The organism is Allobosea spartocytisi (assembly GCF_014764685.1).
GTDB classification, from domain to species: domain Bacteria; phylum Pseudomonadota; class Alphaproteobacteria; order Rhizobiales; family Beijerinckiaceae; genus Allobosea; species Allobosea spartocytisi.
In genome coordinates this window covers 102,670-118,510 of sequence record NZ_JACXWY010000009.1, presented here as the reverse complement: position 1 = coordinate 118,510, position 15,841 = coordinate 102,670, and the positions used below count along the sequence as shown (strand labels likewise).

The window sequence follows — 15,841 nt, the reverse complement described above, 5'->3', positions numbered from 1 at the left end:
GTCTGCAAGTCCGCGCCCCGGGAGGTCTCGCCCGCCCGAGGCGCCCCTGTCACCTGATGCGTTCGAGCACGGAGACGTAGTTAGCCACCGCCGCCCCGCCCATGTTGAAGATGCCGCCGAGGCGCGGCTCGGCGAGCTGCATGCCCTCCGGCGCCTCGCCGGTGAGCTGCATGGCGGAGAGGACATGCATCGAGACGCCGGTGGCGCCGATCGGATGGCCCTTGGCCTTCAGGCCGCCGGAGACGTTGACCGGCAGCTTGCCGTCCTTCTGCGTCCAGCCCTCCTTGATCGCACGGGCGCCCTCGCCTTCCTTGGTCAGCCCCATCGCCTCGTATTCGATCAATTCGGCGATGGTGAAGCAGTCATGCGTCTCGACGAAGGAGAGGTCGTCCAGCGTCACGCCCGCATCCGCCAGCGCCTTCTTCCAGGCGAGCGCGCCGCCCTCGAATTTCAGGATGTCGCGCTTCGACATCGGCAGGAAATCCTGGACATGCGCCATGCCGCGGAAGCCGACGGCGCGGCGCATCTGCAAGGCGGTCTCCTCGTCGGCCAGCACGATCGCGGCGGCGCCGTCCGAGACCAGCGAGCAGTCGGTGCGCTTCAGCGGCCCGGCGACATAGGGGTTCTTCTCGCTCTCCTCGCGGCAGAAAGCGTAGCCGAGATCCTTGCGCATCTGCGCGAAGGGGTTCTCGACGCCGTTCTTGTGGTTCTTCGCCGCGATCATGGCGAGCGCGTCGGACTGGTCGCCATGGCGCTGGAAATAGCCGGCGGCGATCTTTCCGAAGACGCCGGCGAAACCGCCCTGCGTGCCGGCATCCTCCGGCAGATAGGAGGCCTTGAGCAGGTTCTGGCCGATCTCGGCCGAGGGCGTCTTGGTCATCTGCTCGACGCCGACGACGAGCACGATCTTGGCATCCTTGGCCTTGATCGCCCGCACGCCCTGATGGACCGCGGCCGAGCCGGTGGCGCAGGCATTCTCGACGCGGGTCGTCGGCTTGAAGCGCAGCGCCGGATCGGCCTGCAGCACCAGCGAGGCGGTGAAGTCCTGGGCCGAGAAGCCGGCGTTGTAATGGCCGAGCACGATCTCGTCGACCTGGTCGGCGGTGATGCCGGCATCGACCAGCGCGTCGGTCGCGACGCGCACGATCAGGCTTTCGACGGTTTCGGCATCCTGCTTGCCGAACGGCGTATGGGCCCAGCCGACGATCGCAGCGCTCATGGCGAATCTCCCTTAATGTGCAGCTACACGTTATCTTGGCAGCGCTTGTCGATCCCGCAAGCCGGTATCCGCGCATGCTCGGCGTGCGCGGATCGGCTGACGGCCCTTCGCTTCAGCACTAGCCGGCCCCCGGCCTCACTGCAACGAGATCAAAAGCAGCAATCCGACGCCGCCGACGATCATCGCCATGCCGAGGATCTCGCGCCGGCTCGTTCCCTCCGCGAACAGGCGGCGCGAGGCGATCTGCGCCAGCGGCACCTCGATCAGGCCGAGCGTGCGGACATTGGCGGCGCTCGTCAGCGAGAAGCCGATGAACCAGAATTGCGAGGCGGCGGCGCCGAGGAAACCGGCCGAGAGCGAGCGGCGCCAGTTGCGCAGGCTGAGCCACAGCGCCGGGCGGTTCGCGACCAGCATGTAGAATGTCAGCAGCGCGGTCTGCATGGCCAGCCCCAGCACCAGGATGGTCGAGGCGCGGATCAGGAAATTGCCCTCCGGCAGGGCCTGGATGCCGCCGCGGAAGCCGATCGCCGAAAGCGCGAAGCAGGCGCCCGAGACGATGCCGAGCACGGCCGGCCGCAGGCCGGCGCGGGTCAGCTTCTCCCCCAGCTTCCAGGAGACGACGATGACGCCGGCGGTCGCGATCGCGATGGCGAGGAATTTGAGCGGGCTGAGCGCGTCGCCGAGCAGCAGCGCGCCGAAGATCGCGACCTGCACCGGCTCGGTCTTGGTGTAGGCGGTGGTCACGGCGAAGGAGCGCTCGCGCATCGCCGCCAGCATCAGCGCAGTCGCCGCGATCTGCATCAGCGCGCCCCAGGCGGTGTAGCCGAGCGAGGCTGGTCCGATCGAGGGCGGCAACGTCCGCAGCCCGAGGCAGGCGGCGGCGAGGAAGACCATCGCGAAGGGCAGCCCGAACAGGAAGCGCACCTGCGTCGCCCCGACCACGCCGATGACGTCGGTCAGCGAGCGCTGCGCCAGGTTGCGCGCCGTCTGCAGCAGCGAGGCGAGGATCGTCGCCGGAATCCAGAGAAAGCCGAAAGCCACGCCGATGAGCCCCGCGAAAGCATGATGCGCTATTGCTTCTGGACCGGCCGTGGCGGCTAGGCAAATCGCTGCGCTGGGGGTAGGTATGCATGCAGCTATGAGTTCCTGGGCGGAGATTTGCGCCCGTCGTCTCGAAAATGCCGCATGCGTCGCGTTGAACCCAGCGCCGTCGCGCTGCCAAGCTTCGTTCACGACAAGACAGGTTCAAGACCCGCCGATGATCGCATCCCGCCTCACCGTCACCCTTGCCCTTGGTCTCGCCTTCACGGCACCGGCTCTGGCCGGAGCGAGCCTCGTCGTCGACGCCTCGAGCGGCGAGGTCCTGTCCGCCGAGAACGCGACCCAGGCCTGGCGCCCGGCCTCGACCGCCAAGATCATGACGATCTATCTGGCGCTGAAGGCTGTCCGCGACGGCCGCATCGGCCTCGAGACCGCGATCCCGGCCTCGAAGCTCGCCGCCAGCCAGCCCCGCGTGAAGGTCTATATCCGCGCCGGCCAGGAGATCACGCTCGACAACGCGCTCAGGATCATGATGGTCAAATCGGCCAACGACATCGCCTATGTCGTGGCCGAGGGCGTCGGCGGCAACGTGCCGGACTTCGTGGGCATGATGAATGCCGAGGCCCAGCGCCTCGGCATGCGCGACACCCGCTTCATGAATCCGAATGGCTGGGACAATCCCGACCAGCAGACCAGCGCGCATGACCTCGCCGTGCTCGCCATGGCGCTGATGCGCGACTTCCCCGAATACTCCGCCTATTGGAGCACCTCCGCCGTCCAGCTCGGCAAGCAGGTCATGCACAACACCAACGGCCTGGTCGGGCGCTATGCCGGCATCGGCGGCATGAAGACCGGCTTCACCTGCGCCTCGGGCTTCAACGTCGTCGCGACCGCGAGCCGCGGCGGACGCACTCTCATCGCCGTCGTGCTCGGCTCGGCGTCCGGCACGGAGCGCACGGTCAAGGCCGCGCAGCTCCTCGACGAAGGCTTCAGCCGCTGGGGCGGCACCGGCACCAACCTTGCCTCGATGCCGCCGAGCGGCACGCGCGCCCCGAATGTCTGCGACGAGATCCGCCGTCGCGGCGGCGGCGTGGCGCTGGCTGATGATGCCGATTCCAGCGGGCCGATCGGCGGCTTCGCGCCGACCGGCGGCAATGATTCCGATGGCGGTCGCTTCGCCACCTTCGCGACCCAATCGGCCGGCCCCGTCGCGACGCGCTCCCCGCGCGGCCGCGTCGTCCTCGGTCCGCGTTCCGAGACGATGCCGGTTCAGGTCTCTTTCGGCCGCACCGCCGGCTCGGCCTCGGCCCCGCTCGCCGCCAATGTGACCTCGCAGCCCGATTCGCGCGTCGCCCGCGGCGCGACGCCGACCATCGAGCCGGGCGCGCCCGTCGCCGCCGGCCTCGTCGGCGGCGCCGTGCCGCGCACGGCCTCCGCCAATGGCGCGATCCCGCGCGGCACCAACGCCTTCGCCCCGGCCGGCGCGCCTCTCCAGCCCTCCAGCGACGCCTTCGAATCCGGGCCGCTGCGCCTGCAGGGAGCGGTCCAGGCCGGCAACAAGGCGACGGCGGCGAGCCTGCGCCCCGGTTCCGCCGCCGGGATCAAGCCGGCCGCGCGGGCCGCCAATTCCCAGGCGGCCAAGCCACAGCCCGCCAAGGCGCAGCCGACGAAGGCCATCAAGGTTCCGCCGGTGAAGCCGAAGCCCGCCGAGGCTGCCGTCAAGCCCAAGCCCGCGGCGAAAGCCAAGGCCAGGAACGGCGACGACGCCTGAAACGGTCGGGGGCCTGATTGAGCGGGGCGCGCACCAGCGAAGGCCAGGGGCTGCTGCTCGCCTTCGCGTCGGCCGCCGCCTTCGGCACCAATATCGTCAGCGCCCAGATCGCGGGGGCTGCCGGCCTCGGCGGCCCGCTGCTGGTCTTCTACCGCGTCCTGATCATGCTCGTGCTGGTCGGCGCGGCAGCCTTGCTCGCCCGCGCCTCGCTCAGCCTGCTTCGCGGCCAGCGCCTGCCCGTGCTGCGCTTCGGCATCGCGACCGCCCTCGTCGGCACCGCCTATCTCTCGTCGGTATCCTTCGTCCCGGTCTCGGTCGCGGCGGTGATCTTCTACACCTATCCGGTGCTCATCGTTCTGCTCGAGCCGCTCCTGACCCGGGCGCCGTTCCGGGCCGACAGGCTCGTCGTGGCGATCGTCGCCTTCATCGGGATCGCGCTGGTGGTGGGGCCGGACCTGCATGGCCTCGACCCGCGCGGGCTGGCGCTGGCCGGGCTCGCCAGCCTCGCGGCGGCCGCCCAATTCTTCGCCGCTGCGAGCTGCGCATCGATCGCCACCATGCCGAAGCTGTTCTGGTCGCATGTCGTCATCCTGCCGGTAACGCTGCTGATCCTCGCGCTGACCGGCGGCTTCCTGCCGCCGCAGGCCTTCCTGCTCGCGCCGATCGCGCTTGCCGTGACCTATGGCGGCTATCTGGTCGGCTTCGTCCTGCAGATCCTGGCGCTGGCCCGGATCGCGCCGGGCCCCGCCGGCCTCGCCTACTGCGCCGAGCCGATCATCGCCGTCGCGATCGCGGCCGTCGTCCTCGGCGAGCGGCTGGGGTCTCTGCAATATGCCGGCGGCGCCCTTGTCATCGCGGCGCTGGTCACTAATGTAATACTAGAACAATCGAGGCGGCGCCCCGTGCCGGCCTGAGGCTTTCAGAGTGTGATGACCGGCGATCCAGCCCGCCCCGCCCCCGTTCCGCTGACCCTGCTCACGGGCTTCCTCGGCGCCGGCAAGACGACCCTGCTCAACCGCCTGCTGAAGGATCCGGCGCTGGCCGACACCGTCGTGCTCGTCAACGAGTTCGGCGAGGTCGGGCTCGACCATCTGATGGTCGAGGGCGTCGCCGAGAACATGATCCTGCTGGAATCCGGCTGCCTGTGCTGCACCATCCGCGACGACCTCATCGTCACGCTGGAAGACCTGCTGCGCCGCCGCGACAACGGCCGCATCGGTGCGTTCTCCCGTCTCGTCATCGAGACGACCGGCCTCGCCGACCCCGCGCCGATCCTCAACGTGCTGATCAACCATCCCTATCTCGCCCTGCGCTTCCGGCTCGACGGCGTCGTCACGCTGGTCGATGCGGTCAACGGCATGGCGACGCTCGACGCCCATGAGGAGGCGCGCCGGCAGGTCGTCGCGGCCGACCGGCTCGTCCTGACCAAGACCGACCTCGCCACGCCCGAGGATGTCGCGGCGCTGCGCGCGCGCCTCGCCGCGCTCAATCCCGGCATCGAGATCCTGCCGCCCGATGCTCCGGCCTCGACGCTGCTCGGCGCCGGCCTTTACGATCTCGCCAGGCGACCGGAAGCTCTGCGGCACTGGCTGGCGGCGGACGCGCTACCGGGGCACCACGACCACGGCCATCATCACCATGATCATGGCCATGGGCACGACCACCACCACGGCCATGAGCACCACGATCAGCACCCGCACGACGTCAATCGCCACGACGCCTCGATCCGGGCCTTCGCGCTGACGGCCGAGCAGCCGGTGGCACAGCAGACCTTCGAGCTGTTCTGGACGCTGCTGCGCTCGATCCACGGGCCGCGCCTGCTCCGGTTGAAGGGCCTCGTCCGGCTTGCCGACCAGCCGGAGCGCCCCTTGCTGGTCCATGCCGTCCAGCAGATCCTGCATCCACCGATCCGGCTCGATGCCTGGCCGGACGGCGACCAGCGCTCCCGCCTCGTCCTGATCGTCAAGGACATCGAGGAAGAGACGGTGCAGCGGCTCTGGGCGGCGTTCCTCGGCCAGCAGGCCCGCGAGAGCACCGCTCAACCGGCTTGAAAGCGCTTCTCAGAGTGTTTTGACAGTTCGAGCCCTCATCCTGAGGAGCGCCGCAGGCGCGTCTTGAAGGATAAGGACCGCTTCCTGCCTACCCCTCCGCCCGCAGCAGCCTGCGGATGATCTTGCCGGTCGTCGTCAGCGGCAGTTCCTCGCGGAAGGCGATCTCGCGCGGATATTCATGCGCCGAGAGCCGCGCCCTGACGAAATCCTGCAATTCGGACACCAGCGCCGGCGAGCCGGTACGGCCCGGCTTCAGCACGACGAAGGCCTTGACGATCTCCGTGCGCAGCGGATCGGGCTTGCCCACGGCCGCCGCCAGCGCCACCGCCGGATGCCGCAGCAGGCAATCCTCGATCTCGCCCGGCCCGATGCGATAGCCCGAAGAGGTGATGACGTCGTCGTCGCGGCCGATGAAGCGGACATAACCGTCCTCGTCCTCAACGCCCTCGTCGCCGGTCGTCATCCAGTCGCCGATGAATTTCGCCGCCGTGGCGGTGGGATTGTTCCAGTAGCCGAGGAACATCACCGGATCGGGGCGCCTGACCGCGATCTGCCCCTCCTCGCCGGCTGCGCAGACCGAGCCGTCCGGCCGGATGATCGCGACCTCATGCCCCGGCACCGCCTTGCCGATCGCGCCCGGCCGGCTGACGCCGATCGCGTCGCTCGACGCGAGCACGAGATTGCATTCGGTCTGGCCATAGGCCTCGTTGATGGTGAGGCCGAGCGCCTCGCGTCCCCATTCCAGCGTCTCGGCGCCCAGCGCCTCGCCGGCGGCGGCGACACTTCTGAGGTTCAGCGTGAAGCGGCCGCGCGGGCTGCCGGCGCCGCGCAGCATCCTCAGCGCCGTCGGCGGCACGAAGGCGTTGCGGATCCGCAAATCCTGCATCAGCCGGTAGGCTTCGTCCGGCTCGAAGCGCGTCACCGGCCGCGCCACCACCGCGACGCCGAAATGCAGCGCCGGCAGCAGCATGTTGAGCAGGCCGCCGGCCCAGGCCCAGTCGGCCGGCGTCCAGGCGAGATCGCCCGGCCGGGGCATGAACTCATGCGGCATCTGCACGCCCGGCAAATGGCCCGGCAGCACGCGGTGGCCGTGCAGCGCGCCCTTCGGATTGCCGGTGGTGCCGGAGGTGTAGATCATCAGCGCCGGATCGTCGGGTGTGGTGTCGACCGGCGAGAAATCCGGGCTCGCCCCGGCCAGCAGCGCCTCCCAATCCTCGGCCTCGCCGTCGCGGCCATCGGTCGAGATGACCAGCGCGAGGCCGGGCAAGGGCTCCTCGATCCGGCGCAGCTTCGCCAGCCCCGGCGCGTTCGTGACGACGACCTTCGCGCCGGAATCGGCCAGGCGGTAGGTCAGCGCATCGACGCCGAACAGCGCCGCCAGCGGCACGGCGATGGCGCCGAGCTTGTAGGCCGCGAGATGGGCCGCGAGCACCGCCCGCCCCTGTGGCAGCAGGATCGCGATGCGGTCGCCGCGCGCGACGCCACGCGCCCGCAAGGCATTGGCGAGCCGGTTGGAGTATTCCCGGAACCAGCCGAAGCTGACCGGCTCGACCTGCCAGTCGCCCGACACCTCGATGATCGCCGGCCGCTCCGGCTCGGCCATGGCCCAGCGGTCGCAGACATCGGCGGCGATGTTGTAGCGCTCGGGGATGCGCCAGCGGAAAGCCGAACGGAGCTGGGCGTAATCAGGCAGGTCGGGCAGGTGCAAAGAACCGGGATCCGGTGGAAAAAGGCGCGGCACGATAGGCAGCCCGCCCCGCCCTGTCACCCTCTCATGGGACAGGCCGCCTTGCGCCAGGCGCGGCGCTCAGAACAGGCGCTCGTCCTTCGCCGGCAGGAAGGCGTCGGTGAAGGCATCGCCCGCGCGGGCCTTGTCGCGGAAGGGCTGGGCCTGCGCGCTCTGCTCCAGCGCCGCCGCCCAGCGCACCCGGTCGATGCCACCGAGACCGTGTTCCTTCACAGAGGGCGTCAGCACGTTCTGCGCGAGCGCCAGCGTCAGCCGCTCGCGCTCGACCTCGGCTTGCGCATTCTCATTGCGACGCATGATCGCCTGCACGCCGAGGTCGGGATTCGCAGCCACATCCCGGACACCGCGAACCAGCGCCCGCAGGAGCCCGCGCACGGCCTCCGGCTTGTCGGCCGCGAGCTTGGGCGAAACCATGATCGCATTGCCGTAGAGCAGGACCCCGTGATCGGCCATCGTCATCACGACGATGTCGTCCGCCGGCACCCCGCGCGCCTTCAGGCCGGCGAAGGAATAGGGACCGAAGCCGAAGGCGGCGTCGACCTCCCCGGAAGCCAGCATCGGCTCCCTGACGGGGAAGCCGATATTTTCCAGCCGGATCCGGCTGTCGTCGATCCGGGTGAGGACCTTGAAGAGCGGCCATTGCGCGAAGGCGGCATCCGCCGCCGGTGCGCCGAGCTTCTTGTCTTCGAGGCTCGCCGGCTCGGCCGAGATGCCTCGGCTGCGGCGGCCGATGACGGCGAAAGGCGGCCGGTCATGGATCATCATCACCGCCTTGAGATCCTGGCCGGCATTCGCGTCCCGGAAGCGCATCAACGCATTGACGTCGCCGCAGGCGGCATCGAACTCGCCGGCCACCACGCGCGCCGGGGTTTGCCGCGCCCCACTCCCCGCCTCGAAGCTGACATCGAGCCCTTCCGCACGGAAATAGCCCTTCTCCTGCGCGGCGAGGAACAGCCCCGCGAGCCCTTCGAGGCGCCAGCTCAGCAGCATCCGGATCGGCGTCACCGTCTCGGCCGAAGCCGGTCTCGCCCCGAAGCCGCAGGCGGCAGCTCCCGCCACGAAAGCGCGGCGCGAGAGCAGAACGGAAGCACGGGGCGGCAGGGGCGCCATGGGAACCTCGGAAGCATTCTGGCCGGAACATCCGGCACGGCCGGCCGTCGATCGCCTACCGGAGCAGTTTGAGATCACAACACGTTGAAATCACGTCAACATCGTCACGCGATTGCGTCGGGCGGTCACAATGGCAGCGCGCCATCGGTCTTGACCTCTTCCATCACGGCATAGGTGCGCGTCTCGCGCACCGCCGGCAGGGCGAGCAGCACCTCCCCGAGGAAGCGGCGATAGGCGTTCATATCGGCCACGCGCGTCTTCACGAGATAATCGAAACCGCCCGCCACCATATGGCATTCCAGCACTTCCGGCGCCCGCTTCACCGCCGCGGCGAAGCGCTCGAAGGCATCGGGCGTCGTCTTGTCGAGATAGACCTCGACGAAGACGAGCAGGTTCAGGCCGAGCCGCGTCGGGTCGAGCGTCGCGCGGTAGCCGGTGATGAAACCGTCCCGCGTCAGGCGTTTCAGCCGCTCGCCCGTCGCCGTGGGAGAAAGCCCGACCTTTTCGGCGAGTTCGACGCCGGCGATCCGGCCATCGCCCTGCAGAAGCGAGAGGATGCGGCGGTCCGTCCGGTCCAGCATGATAAATCTCTGTAAAATTCGTCTTCTATGGAGCTTCATAAGGCAAACTTGCCTGAAATGCCAATTGATATGCGGCCGATCTCTCATCATCCTTCAGATATTCCAGCCCGCCTTCGGAGCCCCTTATGGCCATCTCGACCGTCCCGCCTTTCCGCGCGCCTTATGCCGAGGATGACGGCGCCATGGCCGGCCGGCTGCTCGCAGGCGCCCGCCGCGACCCGGCAGCCAAGGCCCGGATCGACGCCCGCGCCACCGGGCTGATCGAGGCGATCCGCAGCCGCAAGGTAGGCCTGGGCGGCATCGAGGAATTGCTGCGCGAATATTCGCTCTCGACCAAGGAGGGCCTCGCGCTGATGGTGCTGGCCGAAGCGCTGCTGCGCGTGCCTGACGCCGCGACCGCCGACCGGCTGATCGAAGACAAGCTCGGCCAGGGCGATTTCGCCCATCACGAAGCGAAATCGGACGCCTTCCTGGTCTCGGCCTCGGCCTGGGCGCTCGGCATCACCGCGCGCGTCATCCAGCCCGGCGAAACGCCGACGGGCATCGTCAGCAGCCTCGCCAAGCGCCTGGGCGTGCCGACGGTTCGCACCGCGACGCGCCAGGCGATGCGCGTCATGGGCAATCATTTCGTCCTCGGCCAGACCATCGAGGAGGCGCTGAAGCGCGCCCGCTCCGGCACCGGCAAGCTTTATCGCTATTCCTTCGACATGCTGGGCGAAGGCGCACGCACGCAAGCCGACGCCGACCGCTATTTCGCCTCCTACACCGCCGCGATCGACGCCATCGGCCGCTCCGCCGGCAACGACAGGCTGCCCAACCGCCCCGGCATCTCGGTCAAGCTCTCGGCGCTGCATCCGCGCTATGACGCGACGAACCATGAGCGCGTGCTGTCGGAGCTCGTGCCGAAGGTCGTCGCGCTCGCCCGCCAGGCCAAGGGCTACGACCTCAACTTCACCGTCGATGCCGAGGAGGCCGACCGGCTCGAACTCTCCCTCGACGTGATCGACGCCGTCTTCGCCGATGCCTCGCTCGACGGCTGGGACGGCTTCGGCCTCGCCATCCAGGCCTATCAGAAGCGCGCCTCGGCGGTGATCGACCATATCGGCCGCCTCGCCGAAACCCATAGCCGGCGCATGATGGTGCGGCTGGTCAAGGGCGCCTATTGGGACACCGAGCTCAAGCGCGCCCAGGAGCGCGGCCTGCCCGACTATCCCGTCTTCACCCGCAAGGCGATGACGGACCTGAATTACGAAGCCTGCGCGGCCCAGCTCCTGAAGCTTAGGCCGCGCATCATCCCGCAATTCGCCACCCATAACGCGCTCACCGTCGCGACCGTGGCCGAGATGGCGGGGAATGCCGAGGGTTTCGAGTTCCAGCGCCTGCACGGCATGGGCGAGGCGCTCTACGAGAAGCTGCTGCGCGAGAACGAAGGCTATGCCTGCCGGACCTATGCGCCGGTCGGCGGCCATCAGGACCTGCTCGCCTATCTCGTCCGCCGCCTGCTCGAGAACGGCGCCAACTCCTCCTTCGTCAGCGCCTCCGGCGACCCCGAGGTTCCGGTCTCGCAGCTCCTGCTGGCGCCGGCCGAGATCATCGGCTCGGCCAGCGCCGCTCGCCACCGCCGCATCCCGCTCCCGGCCGATCTCTACGGCCCCTCGCGCAAGAACTCGGCCGGCACCGAGCTCGGCCATGAGGAAAGCCTCGACGGTCTGCTGAAGGAGATCGCGGCGGCCGGCCAATTCCCCGATGCCGCGCCGATCATCGACGGCAAGCCGCAGCCCGGCACGGCCCGCGAGGTGCGCTCGCCCATCGACGGCAAGCCGATCGGCAAGGTGATCGAGGCCGATGCCGCGACCGCCGAGCGCGCCATGGCCGCGGCAGTGAAGGGCTTCCGTGCCTGGAACGAGACGCCGGCCCGCATCCGCGCCGCGGCGCTGCGCAAGGCCGCCGACATCATGGAGGCCCGACGCGGGCTCCTGATCGCGCTGCTGCAAGGCGAAGCCGGCAAAACCATCGACGACGCCATTTCCGAGGTGCGCGAGGCCGTCGATTTCTGCCGCTACTATGCGGCGCAGGCCGAGGAGCATTTCGCCACGCCGACCGCGCTTCCCGGCCCGACCGGCGAGGAAAACCGGCTCGTTCTGCGCGGGCGCGGCGCCTTCGTCTGCATCGCGCCCTGGAACTTCCCGCTCGCGATCTTCGCCGGCCAGGTCGTGGCCGCGCTCGTCGCCGGCAACAGCGTCGTCGCCAAACCCGCCCCGCAGACGCCCTTGATCGCGGCCGTGGCGATCAGGATGCTGCACGAGGCCGGCGTGCCCGTCAGCGCGCTGCATCTCGTGCCGGGCGGCACGGAGGCCGGCTCGGCCCTGGTCGCGCACAAGGACGTGGCCGGCGTCGCCTTCACCGGCTCGACCGCGACCGCGCGCGGGATCAACCGGACGCTCGCCGCCAAGGACGGCCCGATCGTACCGCTGATCGCCGAGACCGGCGGCCTCAACGCCATGATCGTCGACGCCACCGCCCTGCCCGAACAGGTCAGCGACGACGTGGTGATGTCAGCCTTCCGTTCGGCCGGGCAGCGCTGCTCGGCGCTGCGCCTGCTGGTGGTGCAGGACGACGTCGCCGACAAGATGATCGAGATGATCGAAGGCGCGACGAAGGAGCTGAAGCTCGGCGATCCCCGCAAGCTCGACATCCATATCGGCCCGGTCATCGACGCCGCCGCCAGGCAGCGCCTCGATGCCCATCTCGCGGCGATGCGCCAGCAGGGTCGCGTCGCCTGGGCCGGGCAGGTGCCCGAGCTCGGCGGCACCTATGTCGCGCCGCATATCGTCAGGCTCGACCGGGTCGGCGACCTCACCGCCGAGCATTTCGGCCCGATCCTGCATGTCGTGCGCTGGAAGGCGGGCGAGCTCGACAAGGTCATCGCCGAGATCGACGCGACCGGCTACGGCCTGACGCTGGGCGTCCACTCGCGCATCGAGACGACGGTCGAGCGCGTCGTCGAGCGGCTCTCTGCCGGCAATATCTACGTCAACCGCAACATCATCGGCGCGGTCGTCGGCGTGCAGCCCTTCGGCGGCCATGGCCTGTCCGGCACCGGCCCCAAGGCCGGCGGTCCGCATTATCTGGTGCGCTTCGCCACCGAGCAGACCGTGACGATCAACACGGCCGCCGCCGGCGGCAATGCCAGCCTGATCGCGATGGGGGAGTGAGCGGACGCTTCCCGCGCCGTCATGCTCGGGCTTGACCCGGGCATCTCATGCCGAGAACACTGGTTTCCGAGATGGCCGGGTCAAGCCCGACCATGACGAGCCAAGGCGAATGACGGACGCAGCCCTCCCCTACCGCCCCAATGTCGGCATCGCCCTGTTCAACGCCGAAGGGCTGGTCTTCACCGGGAAGGCCCACAGCGCCGGCCCCGAGATCATCCTGCCCGGCCGGGACTGGCAGATGCCGCAAGGCGGCATCGACCCCGACGAGGAGATCATCGCGGCCGCCCGGCGCGAGCTGGCGGAGGAAACCGGCATCGCCGGCGCGGAACTCTTGGCGGCGACGGAGGAGTGGTGGAGCTACGACTTCCCACCCTATGACGGGCCGCCGCACAAGCTGGCGGCCTTTCGCGGCCAGCGCCAGCGCTGGGTCGCCTTCCGCTTCACGGGCGACGAGCGCGAGATCGACATCGGCAAGCCCAACGGCGACGAGCCGCCGGAGTTCGGCGCCTGGCGCTGGCGCCCGCTCGCGGAAATGCCGGAGCTCGTCGTGCCGTTCAAGCGAGCGGTCTATGAACGTGTGGCCGCCGCTTTCGCCGCCTTCGCCGTGCCCATGGTTTCCCGGGGAGAAGCGAGATGAGCCTCGTCGAACTCGACCACTGCGTCATCCACGTCTCCGACTGGGAGCGCTCGAATGCCTTCTATCGCGACGTGATCGGCGCCGAGATCGTGCCGAACGGCGACGGCTTCGTCTATCGCATCGGCCGCACCCAGCTCAATTGCCACGGTCCCGGGCTGCAGCCCACGCCCGTCGCGAGGCTGCCCGTCCCGCCCGGCGGCAGCGATCTCTGCTTCGCCTGGCCGGGACCGATCGCGGAAGCGATCGCCCATCTCGAACGGCAGGAGGTCGCGATCGAGCTCGGGCCTGTCCAGCGCTTCGGCCGTGGCGGTCGCGGCACCAGCGTCTATTTCCGCGACCCGGACGGTTCGCTGCTCGAATTCATCAGCTACGCATGAAAAAGGCCGCTCGCGCGGCCTTTTCTGTTCCGGATATGGGGGCTGGGCTCAGGCCGCCTTGCGCTGCTCGAAGACGTGCTTGAACTCGCGCAGCTGCACCAGCGTGTCGTGCAGGCGCTTCTTCTCGTCATCGTTGTGCGAGCCGGAGAGGCGGGTCTCGGCAGTCAGGATCTCGGCGTCGAGAACGGCGGTGTCGACGTCCTCGATGAAGCGGCCCTGCTCGGCCAGGATCGTCGTCGAGGCCTGGTTGACCTCGACGAGGCCGCCATTGACGAAGAACTCCTTGCCGTTGCTCTCCGTCGTCTGGACGAAGACGATGCCGGCCTTGATCACGGCAACCAGCGGCGCATGGCCGGCCAGCACGGTCATTTCGCCCTCGACCGAAGGAACGATGACGCTGACGACATCGCCCGAGAACAGGATGCGCTCCGGCGAGACGAGTTCGAACTTGAAGGTGGCCATCGTTTCATTCTCCCCGGTTCGTCATGACCGGGCTTGACCCGGTCATCTCGGAAACCAGCGTGTTCTGGTCATGAGATCCCCGGGGCAAGCCCGGGGATGACGCGTGCGGAATGCCTTACGCCGCCTCGGCGGCCAGGCGCTGCGCCTTCTCGACGGCTTCCTCGATCGAGCCGACCATGTAGAAGGCCGCCTCCGGCAGGTGATCGTACTTGCCCTCGACCAGGCCCTTGAAGCCCTTGATCGTGTCCTCGAGCGAGACGAGCTTGCCCGGCGAACCGGTGAAGACTTCCGCGACGTGGAAGGGCTGCGACAGGAAGCGCTCGATCTTGCGGGCGCGCGCCACGGTCATCTTGTCGTCTTCCGAGAGCTCGTCCATGCCCAGGATCGCGATGATGTCCTGCAGCGCCTTGTAGCGCTGGAGCACCTGCTGCACCTGGCGGGCGACGCCATAGTGCTCCTCACCGACGATGTCGGCCGAGAGCATGCGCGAGGTCGAGTCGAGCGGGTCGACCGCCGGATAGATGCCCTTTTCCGCGATCGAGCGCGAGAGCACGGTCGTGGCATCGAGGTGGGCGAAGGAGGTGGCCGGCGCCGGGTCGGTCAGGTCGTCCGCCGGCACGTAGATCGCCTGCACCGAGGTGATCGAGCCCTTGGTCGTGGTGGTGATGCGCTCCTGCAGGTTGCCCATGTCGGTAGCGAGCGTCGGCTGATAGCCCACCGCCGAAGGGATGCGGCCGAGCAGCGCCGACACTTCCGAACCCGCCTGCGTGAAGCGGAAGATGTTGTCGACGAAGAAGAGCACGTCCTGGCCCTTGTCGCGGAAGTCCTCGGCGACGGTCAGGCCGGCGAGAGCGACGCGCATGCGGGCGCCCGGGGGCTCGTTCATCTGGCCGTAAACGAGGGCGCATTTGGAGCCAGCGGTCGAGCCACCGTTCTCCTTCGGGTCCTTGTTGACGTTGGACTCGATCATCTCGTGATAAAGGTCGTTACCCTCGCGGGTGCGCTCGCCGACGCCGGCGAACACTGAGTAGCCGCCATGGGCCTTCGCGACGTTGTTGATCAACTCCATGATCAGCACGGTCTTGCCGACGCCGGCGCCGCCGAACAGGCCGATCTTGCCGCCCTTGGCGTAGGGAGCCAGCAGGTCGACGACCTTGATGCCGGTGACGAGGATCTGCGCCTCGGTCGACTGCTCCGAATAGGCCGGAGCCGGCTGATGGATGCCGCGGGTGGCAGTGGTCAGGATCGGGCCGGCTTCGTCGACCGGCTCGCCGATGACGTTCATGATGCGGCCGAGGCACTCCTCGCCGACCGGCACGGCGATCGGGGCGCCGGTGTCGGTGACCGACTGGCCGCGAACCAGACCTTCGGTCGAGTCCATCGCGATGGTGCGAACCGTGTTCTCGCCGAGATGCTGGGCGACCTCGAGGACGAGGCGGTTGCCGAGGTTGTCGGTCTCGAGCGCGTTCAGGATCTCCGGCAGGGCGCCGTCGAACTGCACGTCGACGACGGCGCCGATGACCTGGGCAACGCGGCCGGTGCCGGTGTTGGCGGGCTTGTCGTCAGCGGACTTCGTCTTGGTGGTCTTGGTAGCGGCTTTGGCCATGGTGGAACCTCGGGACTAGCGCAT

At 68.9% G+C, this 15,841-nt stretch carries 13 protein-coding genes; 6 read left to right on the top strand and 7 right to left on the bottom strand.

From position 1 onward, the window contains the following. Positions 1-49 precede the first annotated feature (49 nt). On the bottom strand, positions 50-1,219 hold the full coding sequence (locus IED13_RS15975; protein WP_191124743.1) for an acetyl-CoA acetyltransferase: 1,170 nt from the start codon (positions 1,217-1,219) through the stop codon (positions 50-52). A gap of 135 nt (positions 1,220-1,354) precedes the next feature. Next, entirely contained in the window at positions 1,355-2,260 is a 906-nt protein-coding gene (locus IED13_RS15970) for an EamA family transporter (protein ID WP_191124742.1), read from the bottom strand. 217 nt (positions 2,261-2,477) lie between these two features. On the opposite strand from IED13_RS15970, the gene IED13_RS15965 reads away from it, so the two are divergent. Genes IED13_RS15965 through IED13_RS15955 form a run of 3 tightly spaced genes read left to right on the top strand, consistent with a single transcriptional unit; the run spans position 2,478 to position 6,082 of the window. Then, positions 2,478-4,031: a serine hydrolase gene (locus tag IED13_RS15965; protein WP_051987999.1), complete on the top strand. Its 1,554-nt coding sequence runs from the start codon at positions 2,478-2,480 to the stop codon at positions 4,029-4,031. A 17-nt stretch (positions 4,032-4,048) separates the two neighbouring features. Continuing rightward, positions 4,049-4,945 carry a DMT family transporter gene (locus IED13_RS15960; RefSeq protein WP_038363173.1) on the top strand — a complete coding sequence of 299 codons (897 nt, stop codon included), beginning with the start codon at positions 4,049-4,051 and terminating at the stop codon, positions 4,943-4,945. A gap of 15 nt (positions 4,946-4,960) precedes the next feature. After that, complete coding sequence (locus IED13_RS15955; protein ID WP_191124741.1) at positions 4,961-6,082, top strand: CobW family GTP-binding protein; 1,122 nt, start codon at positions 4,961-4,963, stop codon at positions 6,080-6,082. Positions 6,083-6,170: 88 nt separating this feature from the next. Here the strand turns inward: IED13_RS15955 and IED13_RS15950 are convergent, their stop codons facing one another. The 3 genes from IED13_RS15950 to IED13_RS15940 all read right to left on the bottom strand — a co-directional run bounded on the left by IED13_RS15950 (position 6,171) and on the right by IED13_RS15940 (position 9,523). After that, complete coding sequence (locus tag IED13_RS15950) at positions 6,171-7,784, bottom strand: AMP-binding protein (protein ID WP_248312619.1); 1,614 nt, start codon at positions 7,782-7,784, stop codon at positions 6,171-6,173. Positions 7,785-7,889: 105 nt separating this feature from the next. Beyond that, on the bottom strand, positions 7,890-8,939 hold the full coding sequence (locus tag IED13_RS15945) for an ABC transporter substrate-binding protein (RefSeq protein ID WP_191124740.1): 1,050 nt from the start codon (positions 8,937-8,939) through the stop codon (positions 7,890-7,892). Positions 8,940-9,064: 125 nt separating this feature from the next. After that, on the bottom strand, positions 9,065-9,523 hold the full coding sequence (locus IED13_RS15940; protein ID WP_038363168.1) for an Lrp/AsnC ligand binding domain-containing protein: 459 nt from the start codon (positions 9,521-9,523) through the stop codon (positions 9,065-9,067). 122 nt (positions 9,524-9,645) lie between these two features. Between IED13_RS15940 and putA the strand changes: the two genes are divergently transcribed. The 3 genes from putA to IED13_RS15925 all read left to right on the top strand — a co-directional run bounded on the left by putA (position 9,646) and on the right by IED13_RS15925 (position 13,749). Continuing rightward, on the top strand, positions 9,646-12,735 hold the full coding sequence (putA, locus tag IED13_RS15935; protein WP_191124739.1) for a bifunctional proline dehydrogenase/L-glutamate gamma-semialdehyde dehydrogenase PutA: 3,090 nt from the start codon (positions 9,646-9,648) through the stop codon (positions 12,733-12,735). Positions 12,736-12,844: 109 nt separating this feature from the next. Then, positions 12,845-13,372 carry an RNA pyrophosphohydrolase gene (locus tag IED13_RS15930; RefSeq protein WP_191124738.1) on the top strand — a complete coding sequence of 176 codons (528 nt, stop codon included), beginning with the start codon at positions 12,845-12,847 and terminating at the stop codon, positions 13,370-13,372. Further along, on the top strand, positions 13,369-13,749 hold the full coding sequence (locus tag IED13_RS15925) for a VOC family protein (RefSeq protein WP_133565478.1): 381 nt from the start codon (positions 13,369-13,371) through the stop codon (positions 13,747-13,749). The genes IED13_RS15930 and IED13_RS15925 overlap by 4 nt, the downstream gene beginning before the upstream one ends. Positions 13,750-13,797: 48 nt before the next feature. On the opposite strand, the gene IED13_RS15920 is transcribed toward IED13_RS15925, so the two are convergent. After that, positions 13,798-14,211: a F0F1 ATP synthase subunit epsilon gene (locus tag IED13_RS15920; RefSeq protein ID WP_112764375.1), complete on the bottom strand. Its 414-nt coding sequence runs from the start codon at positions 14,209-14,211 to the stop codon at positions 13,798-13,800. Positions 14,212-14,326: 115 nt separating this feature from the next. After that, positions 14,327-15,817 (bottom strand): F0F1 ATP synthase subunit beta, encoded by a 1,491-nt coding sequence (atpD, locus tag IED13_RS15915; RefSeq protein WP_038363157.1) that lies wholly within the window; start codon positions 15,815-15,817, stop codon positions 14,327-14,329. Between the last annotated feature and the right edge of the window lie 24 nt (positions 15,818-15,841).